The organism is Nitrospira sp., from assembly GCA_037045225.1.
Classification (GTDB): Bacteria; Nitrospirota; Nitrospiria; order Nitrospirales; family Nitrospiraceae; genus Nitrospira_A.
On the sequence record JBAOHZ010000009.1, the window covers coordinates 1,216,864 to 1,234,116 of the forward strand.

The 17,253-nt window shown below is 57.9% G+C and carries 16 protein-coding genes and 2 tRNA genes; 11 read left to right on the forward strand and 7 right to left on the reverse strand.

Going from position 1 to position 17,253, the window contains the following annotated elements:
* Positions 1 to 4,494 (reverse strand): RHS repeat-associated core domain-containing protein, encoded by a 4,494-nt coding sequence (locus V9G17_06310; protein MEI2752199.1) that lies wholly within the window; start codon positions 4,492 to 4,494, stop codon positions 1 to 3.
* A gap of 632 nt (positions 4,495 to 5,126) precedes the next feature.
* Positions 5,127 to 5,321, reverse strand: a complete 195-nt coding sequence (locus tag V9G17_06315; GenBank protein ID MEI2752200.1) for a hypothetical protein — start codon at positions 5,319 to 5,321, stop codon at positions 5,127 to 5,129.
* Positions 5,322 to 5,502: 181 nt separating this feature from the next.
* On the opposite strand from V9G17_06315, the gene V9G17_06320 reads away from it, so the two are divergent.
* From V9G17_06320 to V9G17_06355, 8 genes are all read left to right on the forward strand, one after another.
* The gene (locus V9G17_06320) at positions 5,503 to 5,811 is read left to right on the forward strand and encodes a helix-turn-helix domain-containing protein (protein ID MEI2752201.1); all 309 of its coding nucleotides are present in this window, start codon (positions 5,503 to 5,505) and stop codon (positions 5,809 to 5,811) included.
* Positions 5,808 to 6,812 (forward strand): replication initiation factor domain-containing protein, encoded by a 1,005-nt coding sequence (locus tag V9G17_06325; protein MEI2752202.1) that lies wholly within the window; start codon positions 5,808 to 5,810, stop codon positions 6,810 to 6,812. Before V9G17_06320 ends, V9G17_06325 begins: the two co-directional genes overlap by 4 nt.
* A 206-nt stretch (positions 6,813 to 7,018) precedes the next feature.
* Positions 7,019 to 7,282, forward strand: a complete 264-nt coding sequence (locus tag V9G17_06330; GenBank protein ID MEI2752203.1) for a hypothetical protein — start codon at positions 7,019 to 7,021, stop codon at positions 7,280 to 7,282.
* A 91-nt stretch (positions 7,283 to 7,373) separates the two neighbouring features.
* A complete protein-coding gene (locus V9G17_06335) occupies positions 7,374 to 8,642 on the forward strand; it encodes a hypothetical protein (GenBank protein MEI2752204.1) in 1,269 nt (422 codons plus the stop codon).
* On the forward strand, positions 8,639 to 8,914 hold the full coding sequence (locus V9G17_06340; protein ID MEI2752205.1) for a DUF2523 family protein: 276 nt from the start codon (positions 8,639 to 8,641) through the stop codon (positions 8,912 to 8,914). Before V9G17_06335 ends, V9G17_06340 begins: the two co-directional genes overlap by 4 nt.
* Before the next feature lie 79 nt (positions 8,915 to 8,993).
* A complete protein-coding gene (locus V9G17_06345; protein MEI2752206.1) occupies positions 8,994 to 10,001 on the forward strand; it encodes a zonular occludens toxin domain-containing protein in 1,008 nt (335 codons plus the stop codon).
* Between the two features lie 161 nt (positions 10,002 to 10,162).
* A complete protein-coding gene (locus V9G17_06350; protein ID MEI2752207.1) occupies positions 10,163 to 10,375 on the forward strand; it encodes a hypothetical protein in 213 nt (70 codons plus the stop codon).
* 93 nt (positions 10,376 to 10,468) lie between these two features.
* A complete protein-coding gene (locus V9G17_06355) occupies positions 10,469 to 10,597 on the forward strand; it encodes a hypothetical protein (GenBank protein ID MEI2752208.1) in 129 nt (42 codons plus the stop codon).
* On the opposite strand, the gene V9G17_06360 is transcribed toward V9G17_06355, so the two are convergent.
* A complete protein-coding gene (locus V9G17_06360) occupies positions 10,594 to 11,097 on the reverse strand; it encodes a JAB domain-containing protein (GenBank protein MEI2752209.1) in 504 nt (167 codons plus the stop codon). The genes V9G17_06355 and V9G17_06360 overlap by 4 nt on opposite strands.
* 237 nt (positions 11,098 to 11,334) lie before the next feature.
* Here V9G17_06360 and V9G17_06365 point away from each other — a divergent pair, with 237 nt between their 5' ends.
* Positions 11,335 to 11,616, forward strand: coding sequence for a helix-turn-helix domain-containing protein (locus tag V9G17_06365; protein ID MEI2752210.1), 282 nt, complete (start codon positions 11,335 to 11,337; stop codon positions 11,614 to 11,616).
* A gap of 914 nt (positions 11,617 to 12,530) precedes the next feature.
* Here the strand turns inward: V9G17_06365 and V9G17_06370 are convergent.
* The 3 genes from V9G17_06370 to V9G17_06380 form a co-directional block, all read right to left on the reverse strand.
* On the reverse strand, positions 12,531 to 12,653 hold the full coding sequence (locus V9G17_06370) for a hypothetical protein (GenBank protein ID MEI2752211.1): 123 nt from the start codon (positions 12,651 to 12,653) through the stop codon (positions 12,531 to 12,533).
* Positions 12,654 to 12,784: 131 nt separating this feature from the next.
* Positions 12,785 to 12,860 (reverse strand) — tRNA-Lys (locus tag V9G17_06375).
* Between the two features lie 115 nt (positions 12,861 to 12,975).
* Positions 12,976 to 14,298, reverse strand: a complete 1,323-nt coding sequence (locus V9G17_06380) for an adenylosuccinate synthase (protein MEI2752212.1) — start codon at positions 14,296 to 14,298, stop codon at positions 12,976 to 12,978.
* Between the two features lie 462 nt (positions 14,299 to 14,760).
* Between V9G17_06380 and V9G17_06385 the strand changes: the two genes are divergently transcribed.
* Positions 14,761 to 14,836: transfer RNA gene (locus V9G17_06385), tRNA-Ala, on the forward strand.
* Positions 14,837 to 14,994: 158 nt separating this feature from the next.
* A complete protein-coding gene (locus V9G17_06390) occupies positions 14,995 to 16,836 on the forward strand; it encodes an ABC-F family ATP-binding cassette domain-containing protein (GenBank protein ID MEI2752213.1) in 1,842 nt (613 codons plus the stop codon).
* On the opposite strand, the gene V9G17_06395 is transcribed toward V9G17_06390, so the two are convergent.
* Complete coding sequence (locus V9G17_06395; GenBank protein ID MEI2752214.1) at positions 16,833 to 17,210, reverse strand: PilZ domain-containing protein; 378 nt, start codon at positions 17,208 to 17,210, stop codon at positions 16,833 to 16,835. The two genes, V9G17_06390 and V9G17_06395, sit on opposite strands and share 4 nt — an antisense overlap.
* Positions 17,211 to 17,253: the final 43 nt, after the last annotated feature.

The following is a 17,253-nucleotide window of genomic DNA, read 5'->3' on the forward strand; positions in this document are numbered from 1 at the left end:
CTACGGCGTTCCTATTTGGCCGCCGATAGTAGACAGTATGAGTGGTAAGCCGACTGCGCCGGCACTTCCTAATCCAGAACCTAATGCATTTGCGATCGGTGCTGAAAGAGCATCCCCAAGGCCAGTACGGATTGCCACTTGAGCAGCTGTTCTATAAGCAGCGCCAATACCACCTCCAATAAATGCGCCAACCGCTGATCCAAAATTGAGCGTTTTTCTTCCCGTTATCCACTGCGCAACAAGATTGTTAATGCCGGCAATATGTGAACCGAGAACTGCAGAAGGTGGAGCTAATGGACCAAGACTGAGAATAAATCCCTGGGCAGCTCCACCCAACACTCCTACTCCCGTGACCACGGCAAAGGCGAGCGGATTAGACCCAGGAGTTATACCTTGGGCGATGGCACCACTTGCAGCACCGATGCCGCCGAATAAAGCTCCCCCTAAAGCAGCAACAGCTTGAGGGGAAATTAGTCCAGATGGATCTGCGTAAGAAACAGGATCGTTCAGACTATATGCATACCGATTCAAACTTTCCGGAATAAGGTAATTGCCAGAAAATGGATCTTCTCCCATGAATCGCTGTATCCTCGGACTGTAATATCGGGCTCGATAGTACAAGAGCCCCGTGCCATCATTCTCTCGTCCGGTGTACTGAAATGCATTGGAGCTAGCGGTCCCGGTCTGGGTCGTGTTCCCGAAAGGCTCATACGTGTACGTGGTCTGAGCTGTCCCGGCTGAGTTGGTCAACACGAGCGAGCTTCCTAACGCATCTGTTTCATAAAACTCATCACTGGCGCTTTTGCGAATGTAGGGCTCGTCGATACTCAGTCCACGAATGTAGGTCGCTGAGGGCGTGGCCCCCGTGAGTTCGGCATAGATGTCGCTGCCGTCGTACCAGAATCCGGTCGTCGTGCCGTTGATGGTCTTGCTCTTCCGGCGTCCCAACCCGTCGTACGCGAAGCTCGCCGTGAGTCCGGTCCGACTGATTCCGGTCAGTCTGTTTCTGACATCCCACGTATAGGTCGTCGTCACTCCGGCTTGCGTCTGGGTCGTGAGGTTCCCATTTGCATCGTACGTCAGATTCGTCGTGGCGCTGTTCCAACGTGTGAGTTCGTTTGCCGCATCATAGGCGACATTGGCCGCAGCTATCGCCGTTGGCAGATTCGACGCCGCAGCATTCTGTCGTAATTGCGTGATCCGGTTTCCACCCTTGTCGTACGTATACGTGAGCGCCTCAATCGTCGTCGGCGCCTTCACATGTCCAATCGTGAGTAGCCGATTGGCATTGTCGTAGCCGTAGCTGGTTACGACCCCATTCGGATAGGTCAGGGACGTTCTTCGCCCTGCATTGTCGTACGTCAGGGTCACGGTCTGTGACCCCTGAGTGACGGTCTTCAGGCGAGAATTCTTATCATAGGTGTAGCTGGTCTCCGGCTGTCCTGTTGCACTGAGTTTGAGCCGTCGTCCAATCTCATTGTACTCGACGGTTACGGTACCGGGTGCGGTGGTCTCTTGTACGCGCGGATGATGGCCGCTGCTCACCGTGTCGTAAGTCCAGTTGATCGTGCCGCCGATCGAATCGCTGACGCTCGTGAGGCGATTGATCGCATCGTAACCGAAGGTTGCCGTGGCGCCGGGATAGGTCGCGCCGGTTCGGCGGTTCAACGCGTCATAGACGAACGTGCTCGTCTGATTTTTTCGATCCTTGAACTGAGTCAGGTTTCCCAGCCGGTCATACTGATAGGTCTCCTGCCTGTTCAGGGCATCCTTTCGCACCGTGAGCCGGTCCATCTCATCGTACGTGTAGGTGGTCGTCTGATTCTTGGCATCCGTCACGGTGAGCACATTGCCGTTGTTGTCATAGCTCAAACTGGTGAGCCCTCCAATGCCATCCTGGATTTTCGTCACCCGGTTCAGATTGTCATAGCTGAAGCGACTGTGTTGGCCTCTGGGATCGATAAGGAGAATAAGTCGGGACACGGCATCGTAGAGTCGAGTGGTCACATTGGAGAGCGCATCCGTCGTCGTGGTCAAATTGCCTTGTGTATCGTAGGCGAAGCTGGTGACGTGGGTTAAGGGATCTGTGATAGTCGTCGGCTGTCCGACGGTACTGTACTGAATGACGGTTTGTTTGGCCTCGGGGTCGGTGATCGTCGTGGTCCGTGCCGAGTCATTATAGGCAAACGTCGTCACATTGGCGGGGCTGAGCGCATCCGTAATGGTCGCAAGCCGGTTGTACGTCGATTCATAGGTAAACGTCGTGGTGTTGTTCTCCGAATCCTTGATGGTGAGCACGTTCCCCATGCTGTCGTAGGTGAATTCAGTCCGTCTGGACAGCGGGTCGACGACCGCCGTGAGTGTGTTGGTACCGATGTCTCGCTCGTAATTGGTGATCGCGGATCCCGGTCGCTCGACCTGCGTCACGTATTGCGACGCATTTATACGATGGATGGTGACGTTCCCTCTAGGATCGGTGACATTGGTTTGCGTCACCGTTTGACCGGCCAATGTATAGGCAAACGTATAGGCACCGCCGTTGGCGAGTATCTGTTTGGCCACCCGGCCATTCAAATCATATTCATTGCGCAAGTAGGTAATACCGCGAGCATCGGTAATGGAGAGCATGCCTTCATTCCAGTAGTAGGCCTGCGTGTATTCGCCATAGGTATAGGTTGTCACTCCGCCGCCGATATCGACCACCCGCGACAGGCGTCCATTCGAGCCGACGTAATACACGTAAGCCACCGTGCGGCCCAATGGGTCTGTAATGGTCGAGATGACATCGAATGGCGGAGACACATGCCCTCGGATGACCTGGGTGTACGTAAAGGTCAAGGCACGGCCGGACGGTTCTCGAATTTCTGTGACCCGATTGGCGGCATCGCGAATGATCTGAATGCGATTGTTGTAGCGATCGCGTTGTTCAACCAGCCAACCGGCCGCATTAAAGGCGTAGACCATGCCATCTTTCCACCTGAGCTCCGCCGTGCTATTGGGAAACTTCGTGATCTCCGCACCCTTGAACATCGGGTACATGGCATTTCGATATTTCGTATCTGGATCTTGCGAGAACAGATAGCGGCTGAAATCGGGCATTTGGAGACGGAGCGCCGCCCCGACCACGGCCAGCTGAATGTGGTAGTTGAAACTGCCCCCCTCGCCGAACGGGCCAATTCCTCCTGCTTGGCTTCGATAGGTTCGATTGATCACCACAGGTAAGCGGCCCGGAAGCACCATGTCCGTCTTCTGCATGGTGAAGGCGCCTGTGGTCACGTCCACGGGGTCAGCCGTCGAACACGACTGACCATCTGCCGGACAGAGTGGGCTGATGGCGACATTTTCCGCCGTCCAATAGACATAACAGAACGTCGGTTGGCCGACACCTGGGTCCGGAACAATTATTCGTCCGTCATCACTGACCCTACCGTACCCGGCTCGTTTCCACTGATGCGAGGCGGGATCGGGAGCGGGCGACTTCTCGTAGTACCACAGTTCCATGCGGGTGCCGGGGTCTTCCATGGATTCATTCGGCGCCAGGAAGGGAATCGGCGTGTTGGAGAACCCTCCCCCGGGACTCTCGAAGCTGACCAGATACACCGTACGAGGCGCCGCACGTGCAGGGAGACGAGGGACCCGATCCGGCGGCACGGCGGTGATGGAGACCTGTGTACGAGGCCGTCCATCTCCGCCCCGAATCGTGGCGCCCTCAGGAATGTCCAGCGTGACGCCCGGAAGGTGACGAGGCTGAACGACACTCTTCTTCCCGGGTGTGAGTGGAGCGAGAGCCGGATCTGTCTGGACGACCCAGATGGGATCCAGCAGCTCCGTGGCGGCTGTGGGAGAAATGTCTACTAACACCGGATCGACATGCAGGAGCCCACCTGGGGAACCGTCTTTCTGGCGCGTCCGATACGAGTCGAGCGACGCGAGGTCGACTCGTACCAGTTGATGGCCAACCGGCGGCTTCGAAAAGACAAAGCGTCCCTTGGCATCGGTCTTGGCTTCTTGGTCTGCCAGTGTCACACGGGCTCCATTCAACGGTTTGCCCGTTTCAGCGGAGAGCACAGAGCCAGTCAGGGAAGGCTTGTCGGATGACTGGTTCTGGTCGTTCAAAGGCATGACTTCTGAGGGAGACGATGGTGCGGCCTGGATTTCGCCTAGGACTGGTATTGCGGGATTCGGGGTGCTGCGCGGTGATTCGTCTGCCTGTGCGTCGACAGCGGTGGTCGTGAGAAGGGCGAATGTGAGCACTACGAGGAGGAATCGAACGCCCTCCCACGGCGCGCGGACCAATGAGTGGGACGGGGGCTTCACGTGAGCCTCTAAGTCCACTGCCGACGGCCACGTCGCTGATGTCTGGCTTGCGATAGAACCGATTGAACGATTCTGAGAGGAAAGCTTCTGGAGAAAAACGGCGGAGCCTTGGCTCAAAGAGGGAGCTGCTGGAACGGAGCGACCATCTCGATACAGCGCCACCAACATTTCAAGCATCGCAGACTCCTCCGTATATGACTACGTAGAGACACGACGAGCATACTTGTAGGGGAAAAACTTATTCGATGCAATACTGCCAGATGGCCGTGGCAATAAAACGGAGACTGTCGCACATTGAAGCAGACATTCAGATGTATCCACGGCTCCGAAACAGGACCCCTGCTGCGGGAGGGAGGTGTTCGAAAAAGTGAGAGAAGACTTTCCCCCATCTCTTTTGGCAGGATGCCGTTGGACCAGTCGTGCGGTGTGATCACATCACGATCCTTCCGAAAGAGGACGATACGGTTGCGACACCTCCAACACGCTCAGTCAGGATGGCATCGCAGGAATACCTACAAAGAAGGAGCGTGACCATCTCTGCGCCAGCGTGGATCTTCCGAACCTAACTCTCGTTCCATAAGAAAATCTGTCTCGCGCGTATGGTCTCTAGCGTATCGTTTTTGACTTCTTTGGGGACGTTTTTGGCCTCACTTCAGTGTAACGGTCTCCACCATGGTTGGTTGCTATTCGTTCGTTCGTGTTCCGATGTGCTGCTTCACGCATTCTGTTTGCAACAGACCCTTCCTGCTCCGATCCAGACATCGGACAGATACGTGACACAGGCTCTCGCTAAGGCCATTCGGCTCTAGTCAGTATTTTTCGGCCCTATCATGACGTTTTAGCAAAAACGTGCCATCGAATTGTCCATCTACGTAGTTGATCCTGATGATTGAGAAGAGATCGCTCCATGCTCCGTGTTCTGCACTACATTGATCGCCACGTTGTTTTGCTAAATCTGGCGCGGCTCTCACGAGCATCGCGCTGACAACTGTCGGAATATCCATGATGGGATCGCTGCCTGATACGTCGTGAGTTCCTTCGAATCGCAGTACGTGCTCGCCTGAAACTCCTGTCCCCCAGTGTCCCCTACTGTCCCCCAGTGTCCACGAACGGGCTCTTTCACCACTCCGCGCCGATGCGTATGGTCCGCTCATACGTCGTGCGCTGAACCAAAGAGGAGACGCGATGAAGAAAACATGGTTGACGATCGATGAACTCGCCCTCGAACTTCAAGTCAGCGTGAAGTCCATCCGCCGGGCCTACCGGAAGGGTCAGATTCCGGTGGAGCGCATCTGCCGGTTTGTGCGCTTCGACCTCGACCGAGTGAAAGCCGCGATGCGGGGCAACGGGCAGGGACCGTCTCCTTTCACCACACAGAAGCAGGGCCAGCGCAGCGCGACCGACGGCGGAAGCCGACGGCGCGCGCAGCCGACCCGCCCCCGACTTGGTAAGACGGGGGCGTCTATCGCACAGAAGCCAAGGGGGAAGAAATGAGCGTTCCAGGAGGATTCACGCAGACCATCGATTGGCTCGCCTTCACGCTCCCGAAGGCTGATGTGAAGGACGTGATTACGCTGATTGGTGGTGACTGGTTCCAGAGTGAGAGCGGCTTTCGCGGCTATCCCGTCGCCCAGCTCATGACCCAGGGCAAGACGGGCGTCGGCAAATTGGGGACGGGTGCCCCTCGCAGTCCAAAAGAAGTGCATGTGGATCTGTCGGCGGGGATCGTCTCCCAGTGGGACGAAACTAAGCTGAAGACGATCCTCGCCTGGATCTTCGCTCAAAAAGGCCATGTCACCCGCATTGATGTGGCCCTGGATGACCGGGAGGCCACGGTCGCAGTCGATACCGTTCGACAAGCCGTGGAGGCCGGACAGCTCGTGAGCCGGTCCAAACAGTTCAAGGTGATCCAAGCCTCCAATCATCGCCAGGGCATCCGGACGGGCGAGACGCTCTATTTCGGGAGTCGCGAAAGCCAAAGCATGTTGCGGGTCTATGACAAGCGGTTGGAACTGCAAAGTCGGGGGCGGGAAGACGCGGCCTCCTACGGTGTCCGGTGGGAAATGGAATTCAAACAGGACCGGGCTCAGGCCTGTGCCAAGGCGTTACTGACACTGGATGCCGAAGACTGGCGGGCCTTCTTAGTCGGGGTGCTCCGCTCCTATGTGGATTTTCGAGAAACGACGCGAGAGGCCGAATCGTATGAAAAGTATCGGGCGCCCTTGGTGAGCTGGTGGGAAGCCTTGACCGAAGGCTTCAGGCGCTGCCGGCTGGTGGTCGAACGGATGCAGCAACGGCTGGATGATGTCGTCGCCTGGTTCGCCAACGCCCTGAGCCCCATGCTCGCCGTGATCGTGGCCTGTCGCGGGGATCAGTTTCTGTTGGAAATGATTTATGCGGGCACGAAACGATGGAACCAAAAACACTATGCCCTGTTGACGCAACGCAAGAAGGTGGTGACGCCCTATGTGCTGCATCTCAAACCCCGGACATGACTTTGTGTATCTCCGCGCCTGTCCGGATCCAGATTGCCAGGCTCCTGGAGCCTGGGGGGAGTTTCGGAAGGGGCGGTTCTTTCTCTTCTGTCGTCGCTGTCGATGCGAATTTCAATGGCTACCGAGAATCCGGCTTGCGGGCCGGAGCGTGTGGGTCAGGCGCCGCGCTGATCCGAGGGTCTGTTCACAATCAGGAGGGTGTCACGATGCAAGTCAAAGCAGAGGGGGCCGTGCAGGGCTATGTGGAGCGACGGAGCAAAGAGGGCAAGATCTTTCGATCGGTGGATCTCTACGTGAAGGGCAAAGATCCGGGGGTGCTGCGGTTGGGCATTCCGGAGGATCAGATGTCACTCATTGAGGTCTGTAAGCAAGCCGAGGGCAAGCAGGCCAAGGTGTCGATCGAAGTACGGAAATTCGAACAGACGGGGCGCACGTTTTTCGATCTCACTGGATTGGACGTGCTGAAGTAACGGCAGCGGGAGGAAGGCCGGTGGATCTCACGATTATTCTCGTCGCGGTCCTGTTGCTGGCCTTCCTCACCGGTCTCGGAGTCGGACGGTTATGAAGCTGCTCTCACTCACCAGCTATCTGACGCTCATCTGGGGACTCCTGCTCTCCTTTTGTCTGGCACCGGGCGAATCTTTAGGGCAGACAACCACGCAGTATGCGCGGGTCGTCGCTCAGGCTGAACGCATTGCCTATCTGGCGGCACAACGCTCGGCCCTGGCCTCTCACGTGGCGACCGCTGCCCTCGCACCCTCGGCCGCCTCGATGGCGGTTCGCATGGTGGCCGGCCCGGTGGGGTGGGCGGCTCTGGGTGTCAGTGCGGGCCTGGTATTGGCGCAGATGTATTACTCACAGAGCGACCTCTCGGCCGTGAAGAGCGCTGCCTCCACGCCAGGCGGCTGGCAGGTGACGACCACGAATGCGGGCATCCAAACCTTTCCCGGTCTGGGCACCAGCACCGCTGCGAATGCGGCCTATCCCTTTGCCAGCATTCAATTCAGTGCCATCGATGTGCCGCTCTGTAGTTCGGACTTTGCCTATTTCCATGATTGGGCGGTGGGACCCTTCCAGGGCGTCGCCACCGCCGTCTATTTTCCCGGCAACGTGTTCGTCAATGGTCCGGCAGTAGGAGGTCAGAGTCTCTATGTCTGTCATCGCAAGGACACCCCAGGGTCGACGGCGCCGACTCAGGATGCGTTGGGCGCTCCCACGCAGCAGCAGGTGGCCAACTACCTGACCGGCCTGCCGGCGAGTGATCCGAAATCCATCGACGCCCACACGAATCCGGTCGGGACGACTGGGAGCACGCAGCCGGCAGACAACACGATCTCACAACCGGTCAGTCCGAGCGAGATGCCAACAACGGTGAAGCCGAAGCCCGTCCCAGCCGGGGATATCGTGGTGGTGGATAATGTGCCGCCACCGGCCAGTACGCCCCAGCAGACCACGCAACAGCAGACGACGACTACGACGACGACCACCACGCAGAATCCCGACGGGTCCACGACGCAGCAGGAAGAAACACAGGCGACCACGTCGTGTGCCGTCGGCTCACATGAGAACAGGACCTTCGGCACGGTCCTGCAGGCCCATCAGACCATCTGGGGCACGAGTGGCCTGCTTGGGACGTTGAATCTCCTGAAGTCTTTGACTTGGCCCTCGACCTTGCCGGTCATTGCGCTGCCTTCGGCCTTCTTTGGCAACCAGCAGGTGGATTTTAATCAGTGGGCCTGGTTCTTCACCGTGCTGCGAACGCTCGTCATTGCCACGGCTTCGATTGCCGCCTACCGCATCATCTTTGTAGGAGGCCAGACCACCACATGACGGCCATTCTGACTTTGATCTATTGCTGGCTGGAGGAGTTCTTCTTCTCGCTCACCGATTGGGGTCTGGGGATCTGGGATGCGTTGCTCTCCGTGGCGGACAGCACGCTCGCCACCATTGGCACAGCAGGCCTCACCCTGCCGGTGATTCCCGATCAATATGCGTGGGTGCTGGGCGCAACGGGCATGAGTCAAGCGCTGGCCATCCTGGCGAGCGCGATGGGTACGCGGTTCATTTTACAGACGATCCCATTCGTCCGGTGGGGCTCATGAACCAGTTGGTGATGGGCTGGGCCTATGCCTGGACGGTGATCTTAGCCTTGTGGATCTGGGTGTACCTCAGGAGTCTTCGATGATTGAACTGTATGAAGGGGTGCCAGGCTCGGGCAAGTCCTATCACGCGATCTGCGAGAAGGTTCTGCCCTGGGTCAAACAAGGCCGACGACTCTATATCGCGGTGGATGGGATTTACCTGGATCGGTTGTCTCTGTTCACCGGCATCGACCTCCAAACCCTCGAACAGCAGATCACGATCTGGAAGGACTCTGTCGAGGTGCTGCAAGCCTTCCAACATGTCGAGCCGGGATCAGCCGTCATTATCGACGAAGCGCAGACCGTCTTTCGGTCCATGCAGAAGGTCGAACCGGGGCTCCTGCGTTGGCTGGAAACCCATCGCCATTACGGCGTGGATATTCTGCTCATGAGCCAGGATTTCCGGCAGATGTCCCAAGGTGTCACGCGATTGATTGAAGCGACGGTGAAGTTTCGCAAACTGGCGTTCGTCGGCATGTCGAAAAAATATCAGGGCAAGGTGCGCGGGAACCCGGAAGACCACGACGTGATCCGGGCCTTTGTCGGGACCTACTCACCGGCGATCTATGCCTACTATTCGAGTTATGCGTCGGCGGCGATTCGGGAAGAGAAACGCAGCCATACGGTCTTCAAGTCGGCACGGGTGGCCATCGGTATTGCGGCGGGACTGTTCGCGATCGGTCTCATGGTCTGGCGGCCCTGGTCGTCACTGAGCAGCACCAAAGGAATGGCGGCAATTGGCGTGAGTGGCGCTTCGAGCTTCCCTCCGCCTCCATCCGTGCCGGCGTCGGGCAGTCTCCTCACTCCGTTTGGTGCGTCTGTCCCATCGGCAGCGAGCCCGCAAATTCCTAAGCGACCCGTTCGTATCCTTGGCGGCGCAGGAATGAGCAAGGATCGTCAAGGCTGGCGGTATCTCTTGGACAGCGGCGAGATCCTGACGGCCGCCCAGATTACCGGTCGGTATGGAGTGTCCGTGTCGGAAGTCTATGAGGATGGCTCGATGCGGCTCATCGGCGAAGGAGTGTTCTATGGACCTGCCGGCGATTGAGGCGATGACCTACTTCACGGCGATTTTCTGGCTTGGCGGTTTTGCCGTGGGCCTGATCATTAAACTGATTCTGCCTCAAAGTCACTGAGGCGCTCGACCGTCGGCGAGTGTTCCGGCGGCGTGGGTGGACGGAACCACCAGATAGCACAAGGAGGTGCCGTATGAAGGGATGGGGTTGGGTCAAAGGACTCGGGGGTCTGCTCATGGCGTTCGTGTTCGCCGTGGGTGTCCCGGACCTGTCGTTTGCGCAGTTGTTTCCGGTGTCGGCGGATGTGGCCACGGTGCGGGCCGATCTGCTCTTGTGGGCCACGGCCTTGATTGGCGTGGCGTTGGCGATCTACGCCTTTAAGCGCGTGCGCGCGATTGTGGGCTGAGGGATAGCCCATCGAGGCAGGCTGGCAGCAGCCTGCCTCCTTTTTTCATCCAAAGAATGAACAGGCTGAGAGCGATGACAACGAGGAGGCAGCATGACGGCGTCACAAATTCAAACCATCGGCAATGCGCTGGCTGTCGATCTCGTCGCCTGGGGCACGGCCGCGATTGGACTCGCCCTCGTGGCGGCGGGAGCTGCCTGGGTGTTGCGGTTGCTCCGCTAAGCACCGGGCCAGCCTTGGTCAGAAAAGCTGTAGTAGCGTTCCTCGGTGAGAATCAGATGGTCGAGGAGGGTGATGCCGAACAGTTCGCCAGCTTCGCGCAGCCGTTTGGTCAAGACGCGATCTTCGGGGCTCGGTGTGATATCCCCAGAGGGGTGATTGTGGGCACAGAGCCAAGCACAGGCATTCATGAGGATGAGCGGCTTGAAGACCTCACGCGGATGGACGATGGTGAGATTCAGCGAACCAGTGGACACGACATTGATGCCGATCAGACCATTCTTCGCATCCAGCCCACAGATCAGAAATTGCTCTCGGTCCAATCCGGCGAACAAGGGCCGGAGAATGGCCGCCGCGCCTTCCGATGTGTGGACCGATTCCGCAGCCGGAAGGGCACGGCCCTCACGGACCAGCGTGACGCGATACCGATGGACACCGTATTTCCGAACCGGACTCAGTGGCCGCCCACCGTTCGAGGAACCGAGAGTACTGTCAACGGACATGTCCGCCTCCTTCTGAATTATGTTCTAGCCCCACCCTTCACCAACCAAGGGTGGGGCGTAACGAAGGAGGCGGCACGGGGCTCTCGCAGCGGGCGGCCTGGAGGGGCGGAGACCGGGACGGAGGGGACCGGGAAGGCCTGTCCCGCTGCTCCCCGGCCACGGGCTGCACCCGATGGGGGCTCAGTCTTCGACCCAAGCCGGACGACACAGAGGCGTTTCAGTGAGAGCGGGAAAAGAATGAATCAGGAACAGCAAGTCAGCACGACGTTGGAAATCATGACCCTGGCCGAAGCGGCAATTTACCTGCGCGTGTCAAAATCCACGCTGTATCAGCGGAAGGATATTCCGAGACATCGCATGCCAGGATCACGGGAAGTCAGATTTCTTAAAGACGAGTTGATCGCGTGGTTGAAAAGTGGTGACGGGGAAGCTCTGTCGGCGGCGTCTCCCGAGCCGGTTTTCCCACTGGACAGCGCCCACGCCACTGTTTACCATCGGAATCCAAAATATCGGGGATGACCATGGCGTATACGATTACCAAGCGACGCACGGCCAAAGGAATCGCCTTTGACCTCTATTTTCGGTGGAAGGGTCAGCGGTATCGCCCCTTGCTGGGCTATGACCTCTCACCTGATCAAGCACAGCAGTGCGCCATCGAGCTCATTCACAAAATTCAAACGCAAGAGGTCGAGAAGCCGCGTTCGCTGATGACTCTCCGCGATGTCCTCCCGCTGTATTGGCAGGCCTTCGAAGTCAAGAAACGTATCGATCGCACGCGACCTGAGGGCATTCTCGAAAACCACATCCTGTCCTGCCATGCCTGCGTCAGAAACGACTTATCCTGCAATCATCGCTTTGGACATCAGCCGCTATCTTCGCTCAAACCGGAGGATGGGCTCCGGTTTGTGAAGGCTCGGCTGGACGAAGGAGCGACGGCCGGCACCGTCCGTCGTGAATGGCAAGTCCTTAACCGGATTCTCAATGTCGCCGTGCGTTACGAGAAATTGGACAGAAACCCGCTGAAGCATGTCGAACTGCCTGATGCGGAAAAACGGACCAGAATCGCAGAACCAGAGGAGCTGTCTCTCGTCAGCAAGATGCGAGAGAACGATCCCACTAAGCTCGAATGCCGACAAGAACTCTGGCGGATTATTCAGGTAGCCGTCTCGGTTGGCCTGCGAGAAGGGAAAATTCTGGAGATCGAACGCTCGTGGGTCAAGAAGCGAGAGGATGGATATTGGTTGTGTCTCCCGCCAGCCGCAAGCCGGATCAAGGGAACCCCGCAAGAAGTACCTCTCAATCGCACGGCGATGCTTGCCTTAAGCGCTGAGATCCCGTCTCTTGCCGATGGCCGGGTCTTCCGCCGTTGGACTCACCAGCGAGCGTTTAAGGAATACTGGAGTGAAACCTGTCGCAGAGTCGGGATTCACGATCTACACTTTCACGACCTTCGGCATACGTTTGCAACCCGCCTCCAGCGCATCGGCGTGGATTACGAAGTCCGGCAAGCGCTCCTTGGCCATCGCATGCCCGGCATGACGGCGAACTATTCCCATGGCGGTCCGGAGTGGGATCGAAAGCTGAGATTAGCCGTGGAAGGACTCGAAAAATCCTATCCGTTGTCCTATGGATTGTCCTATGAGACTAAGGCGGGGGTGGGTGGAACTGCAGAAACTATTGATTTGTATGGTGAGTCGGCTGGGATTCGAACCCAGGACCCTCGCCTTAAAAGGGCGATGCTCTACCAGCTGAGCTACCGACTCTCCCAAACACAATGACGGCACATCGTCGCGCGTGGGGCGTGACGGAGGGGGATCATACCACTGACACGTGATGGTTCGCTACGGCGAGTGCTGCGTTCCACGGACAATCAGTCCTCTACCGCGAACGTTGCGGACGCACACGGCGACTCGCCTTGAGCGGATTGTTAAGGATGATGGTTTCATCGCGCCGAGAGCCGGTGGAGATCATATCGATCCGGCACTCAACCAGTTCCTCGATCCTGGTGAGGTACCGCTTCGCTTCCGCGGGCAAGTTCTTGTAGGTCGTGACGCCGGTGGTGGGAGCACTCCAGCCACGTACCCGCTCATACACCGGCTCACAATTCGTCAACGCCAGCAGGTCCGACGGCATCTCTCGGTGGATTTTCCCGTTCACCCGATAGCCCGTACAGACTTTTAGTTCTTTGCAGCCGTCCAATACATCCAGTTTCGTCACAGCCAACGAGGAGAGTCCGTTCACGCGCGTGGCATGACGGACCACCACACTATCGAACCAGCCGCAGCGGCGAGCCCGCCCGGTGGTGGCGCCAAATTCTTTTCCACGCTCCTGCAGCCAGCCGCCCACTTCGTCGGTCAATTCGGTCGGGAACGGCCCGCTGCCGACACGGGTGGTATAGGCCTTGGTGATGCCCATCACGGCATCGATTTTTGTCGGCCCCACTCCGGTTCCGGTGCAGGCGCCGCCGGCCGATGAACTCGACGAGGTGACATAGGGATAGGTGCCGAAATCGACGTCTAAGTGCGTACCCTGGGCGCCTTCGAATAACACGGTCTTGCCGGCATCGACGGCTTTATTCACGACCAACGCCGTATCAATGATGTAGCTCTTCAAACGGTCGGCATACCCCATGTACTGCTGGTAGACCTTTTCCAATTCAAAACAGTCGACTTTGTGCAGCTGCTCGAGCAGCCAATTGATATCGACGAGATTCTCTTCCAGCTTCTGCTTAAACAGCGGGGGATTCAGCAAATCGCCCATGCGAATGCCGATCCGCGCCATTTTGTCGCCATACGAGGGCCCGATTCCGCGCCCCGTGGTGCCGATCCGACGAACCCCCTTCGACTGTTCAGACGCTTTATCGATGGCCTTGTGATACGGCAGGATGAGATGGGCCCGGTCGCTGACCGCAAAGTTCTTTCCGATCTTCACGCCCTGCCCCTGCAGATGATCCATTTCTTCTATCAACGCCCCGGGATCGACCACGACGCCATTGCCGATCAGGCAGCGGGTGCCGCGATAGAGGATGCCGGAGGGGATGAGATGGAAAATAAACGTATCCCGCTTATTGATGACCGTATGGCCGGCGTTGGATCCACCCTGATACCGCACGACCATATCGGCATCCTTCGCGAGGATGTCGACAATCTTCCCTTTACCTTCGTCGCCCCATTGGGAGCCGATGATGACGAGATTCGCCATTGTTCGCTGCCTCTGCTCCTTCTGCCCTTGCTGAACTCGAAAAAAAAGCCCTGACCTCGTACTGATCAGAGCCGGAAGGGCATCATGGTAGGATTCGCTTCACGGTTTGTCAAGCAAGGTTTTCAGGAAGCTTCTCAGGACAACGCCGCCACCCCGCTATTTCCGCGCGGCCAACGGGGCGTCTTCTATAGCTCTCCCATAGGTGTGGCCCCCTCCGCCCTCTGCACCCTTCTTGCCTTCACTGCTCTCGCCCCCTAGGCGGAATCCCATGTGGCTTTCACTGCGCGCATCGAGCGAGCACATTCTGATCGTGCGCGATCTGCGAGCAAGAAGGCGCATGGGCTCCCCACCTTCTCACACCTTTTCTTGACTGACAAAAACCACCCATGCTAGATTGCAGAGTTACGTCTGCACGTTGTGACGTTTTCCCGTGCCTGTGCACATGTACATACAAGCTTGCGTGGGGCTGTGGCGCAGTTGGGAGCGCGCGTGAATGGCATTCACGAGGTCGCCGGTTCAATCCCGGCCAGCTCCACCAAATACAGCTTGTCCGACCAACGCTTCGAATGTGTGCGGGGATATCCGAACTCTACACGTCATACTCTGAGCCGTCCGCCGATAGACACACCGGCGCTGACACTCCGCAGCGGGTACCTCACCGAACGTTTCACCCCTTACACCGAGTCGTACTGATCCATGCTCCAGCTTGAATCTGTCCATAAACAATTTGCCACTAAAGTTCTGCTCGAAGGCGCCACGGCGCACTTGCGTCCCGGCGCCCGTGTCGGCCTCGTGGGCCCCAACGGCGCGGGCAAGACCACGCTCTTCCGGATGATTCTAGGCGAGGAATCTCCCGATAAAGGCACCATCCGCAAGCGCCCGCGACTGCGTGTCGGCTACCTCCCGCAGGAACTCGAAACCATCGTCGGAAAAACCGTGTTGGATGCCACGCACCGCGATCTGTATCCGGAACACGAAGCCGAACGAATCCTCGCCGGCCTGGGTTTTTCGGAGACCGATTTTTTGCGGCCGATTGAAAATCTCTCCGGCGGATACCGTATGCGTGTGGCCCTCGCGCACCTGCTGCTGTCGAACCCCGACGTGCTGATGCTCGACGAGCCGACCAACCACCTGGACAAGCCGACCCAACGCTGGTTCGAACGGTTTCTTCTCGACTCCAATCTCACACTGCTCGTCATCTCGCACGACACCAAGTTCCTCGACGGCATCGCCACGCATATCTGGGAACTCCGCGATCGCACCATTCAGGAATACCGCGGCAACTATACGAAGTTCCAGGAACTCCGAGCGGCCCGTGACGCCCAGATCGAGTCCGCCGCCAACCGGCAAAGCAAAGAAGTGGCTCGCGTCCAGAACTTCATCGATCGTTTTCGCTATCAGGCCAATAAAGCCAAGCAGGTGCAGTCGCGCATCAAGCAACTGGATAAGGTGAAGTTGATTGAGCGGCAACGCGATACCAAACGCGTGCGCTTTAAATTTCCTCTTCCGTCGGCCAGTGGGCGGCATGTGCTGGAACTCAACGGCGTCGCGAAGAGTTATGGCGAAAAGATCATTTACCGTTCGCTGGACTTCACCGTGGAACGGGGCCAACGGATCGCGCTGGTAGGTGAGAATGGCGCCGGGAAAAGCACCCTACTGAAAATATTGGCGGGCGTGCTGCCGTTTGAAAAGGGCACGCGTCAGGTCGGGCACGGCGTCACGCTTCACTATTTTGCCCAACACCAGGCGGAGTCTTTGGATCCGGACGACACGATCCTGGAATCACTGGCCGAGGTCTCCGCGCAGGCCGAAACCAACTTTTTGCGCGGCATTGCCGGCGCCTTCTTGTTCTCCGGTGATGACCAGAAAAAGCCGATCAAAGCCCTCAGCGGCGGCGAGCGCAATCGCGTGGCCCTCGCCCGTATGCTGGTGGAGCCGGCGAACACCCTGCTGCTCGACGAACCGACCAATCACCTGGACCCGGCTTCCGTGGACATGCTGACCGACGCCCTGACGGACTTTCCGGGGACGATCATTTTCATCTCCCACGATCCGACGTTTCTGACCCGTGTCGCGACGCTGATCGTTGAAGTGGATGAAGGCCAGGCGAAGAATTATCTCGGCGATTATGAGTACTTCTTGTGGAAGAAAGCGCAGGAGTTCGAATCGATCAAGGAATCCAGCGCAGAACTCGCCGCCGCCCAAGCAGGCAAATCAGACGGCCCCACGAAGGCCATGGCTTCGCAGGTGCAGCAGAAATCTCAGGGTGGGGAACGACGGGATCTGAGCAAATCACAGGCGCGTCTTGAAAAGCAGGTATCGCGTGCAGAGTCCGAGATCGCCTCGATGGAAACCAAAGTGAAAGCGCGTGAGCTGGAACTGGCCGACCCGGCCCTCTACCAAGAACACGACCGATGGAGCGAATTGCAGCGCGAGCAGGAAGGATGGAAAAAGGAACTGGAGCGACTCACGGCGCGCTGGGAATCGTTGTCCGATGAATTGCAGGACGTGCGGAACAAACTGACGGCAATCGGTTAATCGGTCGACTTCAGCGTCTCTTCCAGATAGTAGTATAACCAGCGGTTCTTCTCTTTCGTCACCAGGTCATCCCACACCACCCCCAGCAACATCCCCTTTTCCCACGGTTTGGCCCAGGCCACCGTGGCATTCAACTTCTCTTGTTGCTCCACGCGATCCGGGTCCAAGAACGCCAGCGACACCGTAATCTTTGCCCCGATGGGCAGGGTCCCTTTGGAATGAAGGCCGGCACCGATCTTGTTGACATTGTTCAGCACTGCCGTAAAACCCTTGGCGCCGCTTTGCGGCGACACCAGGGCCGACCCGACGAGCGTCGCCCGAATGTACTTCCGGCGTTCGCTCACACTCTCCGCTGAACTCAATTGACGTGCCATGATATCCTCAGCTCTAAGTATAACCATCTGTCCAGTTTTGTCC

Coding starts and splice junctions, on each gene's coding strand:
- V9G17_06330 (MEI2752203.1), top strand. CDS start 7,019: ATGCAAGTCAAAGCAGAGGGGGCCGTGCAGGGCTATGTGGAGCGACGG.
- V9G17_06310 (MEI2752199.1), bottom strand. CDS start 4,494: ATGCTTGAAATGTTGGTGGCGCTGTATCGAGATGGTCGCTCCGTTCCA.
- V9G17_06380 (MEI2752212.1), bottom strand. CDS start 14,298: ATGGCGAATCTCGTCATCATCGGCTCCCAATGGGGCGACGAAGGTAAA.
- V9G17_06335 (MEI2752204.1), top strand. CDS start 7,374: ATGAAGCTGCTCTCACTCACCAGCTATCTGACGCTCATCTGGGGACTC.
- V9G17_06320 (MEI2752201.1), top strand. CDS start 5,503: ATGAAGAAAACATGGTTGACGATCGATGAACTCGCCCTCGAACTTCAA.
- V9G17_06360 (MEI2752209.1), bottom strand. CDS start 11,097: ATGTCCGTTGACAGTACTCTCGGTTCCTCGAACGGTGGGCGGCCACTG.
- V9G17_06340 (MEI2752205.1), top strand. CDS start 8,639: ATGACGGCCATTCTGACTTTGATCTATTGCTGGCTGGAGGAGTTCTTC.
- V9G17_06390 (MEI2752213.1), top strand. CDS start 14,995: ATGCTCCAGCTTGAATCTGTCCATAAACAATTTGCCACTAAAGTTCTG.
- V9G17_06350 (MEI2752207.1), top strand. CDS start 10,163: ATGAAGGGATGGGGTTGGGTCAAAGGACTCGGGGGTCTGCTCATGGCG.
- V9G17_06315 (MEI2752200.1), bottom strand. CDS start 5,321: ATGGATATTCCGACAGTTGTCAGCGCGATGCTCGTGAGAGCCGCGCCA.
- V9G17_06325 (MEI2752202.1), top strand. CDS start 5,808: ATGAGCGTTCCAGGAGGATTCACGCAGACCATCGATTGGCTCGCCTTC.
- V9G17_06345 (MEI2752206.1), top strand. CDS start 8,994: ATGATTGAACTGTATGAAGGGGTGCCAGGCTCGGGCAAGTCCTATCAC.
- V9G17_06370 (MEI2752211.1), bottom strand. CDS start 12,653: ATGGGAATAGTTCGCCGTCATGCCGGGCATGCGATGGCCAAGGAGCGC.
- V9G17_06355 (MEI2752208.1), top strand. CDS start 10,469: ATGACGGCGTCACAAATTCAAACCATCGGCAATGCGCTGGCTGTCGAT.
- V9G17_06395 (MEI2752214.1), bottom strand. CDS start 17,210: ATGGCACGTCAATTGAGTTCAGCGGAGAGTGTGAGCGAACGCCGGAAG.
- V9G17_06365 (MEI2752210.1), top strand. CDS start 11,335: ATGAATCAGGAACAGCAAGTCAGCACGACGTTGGAAATCATGACCCTG.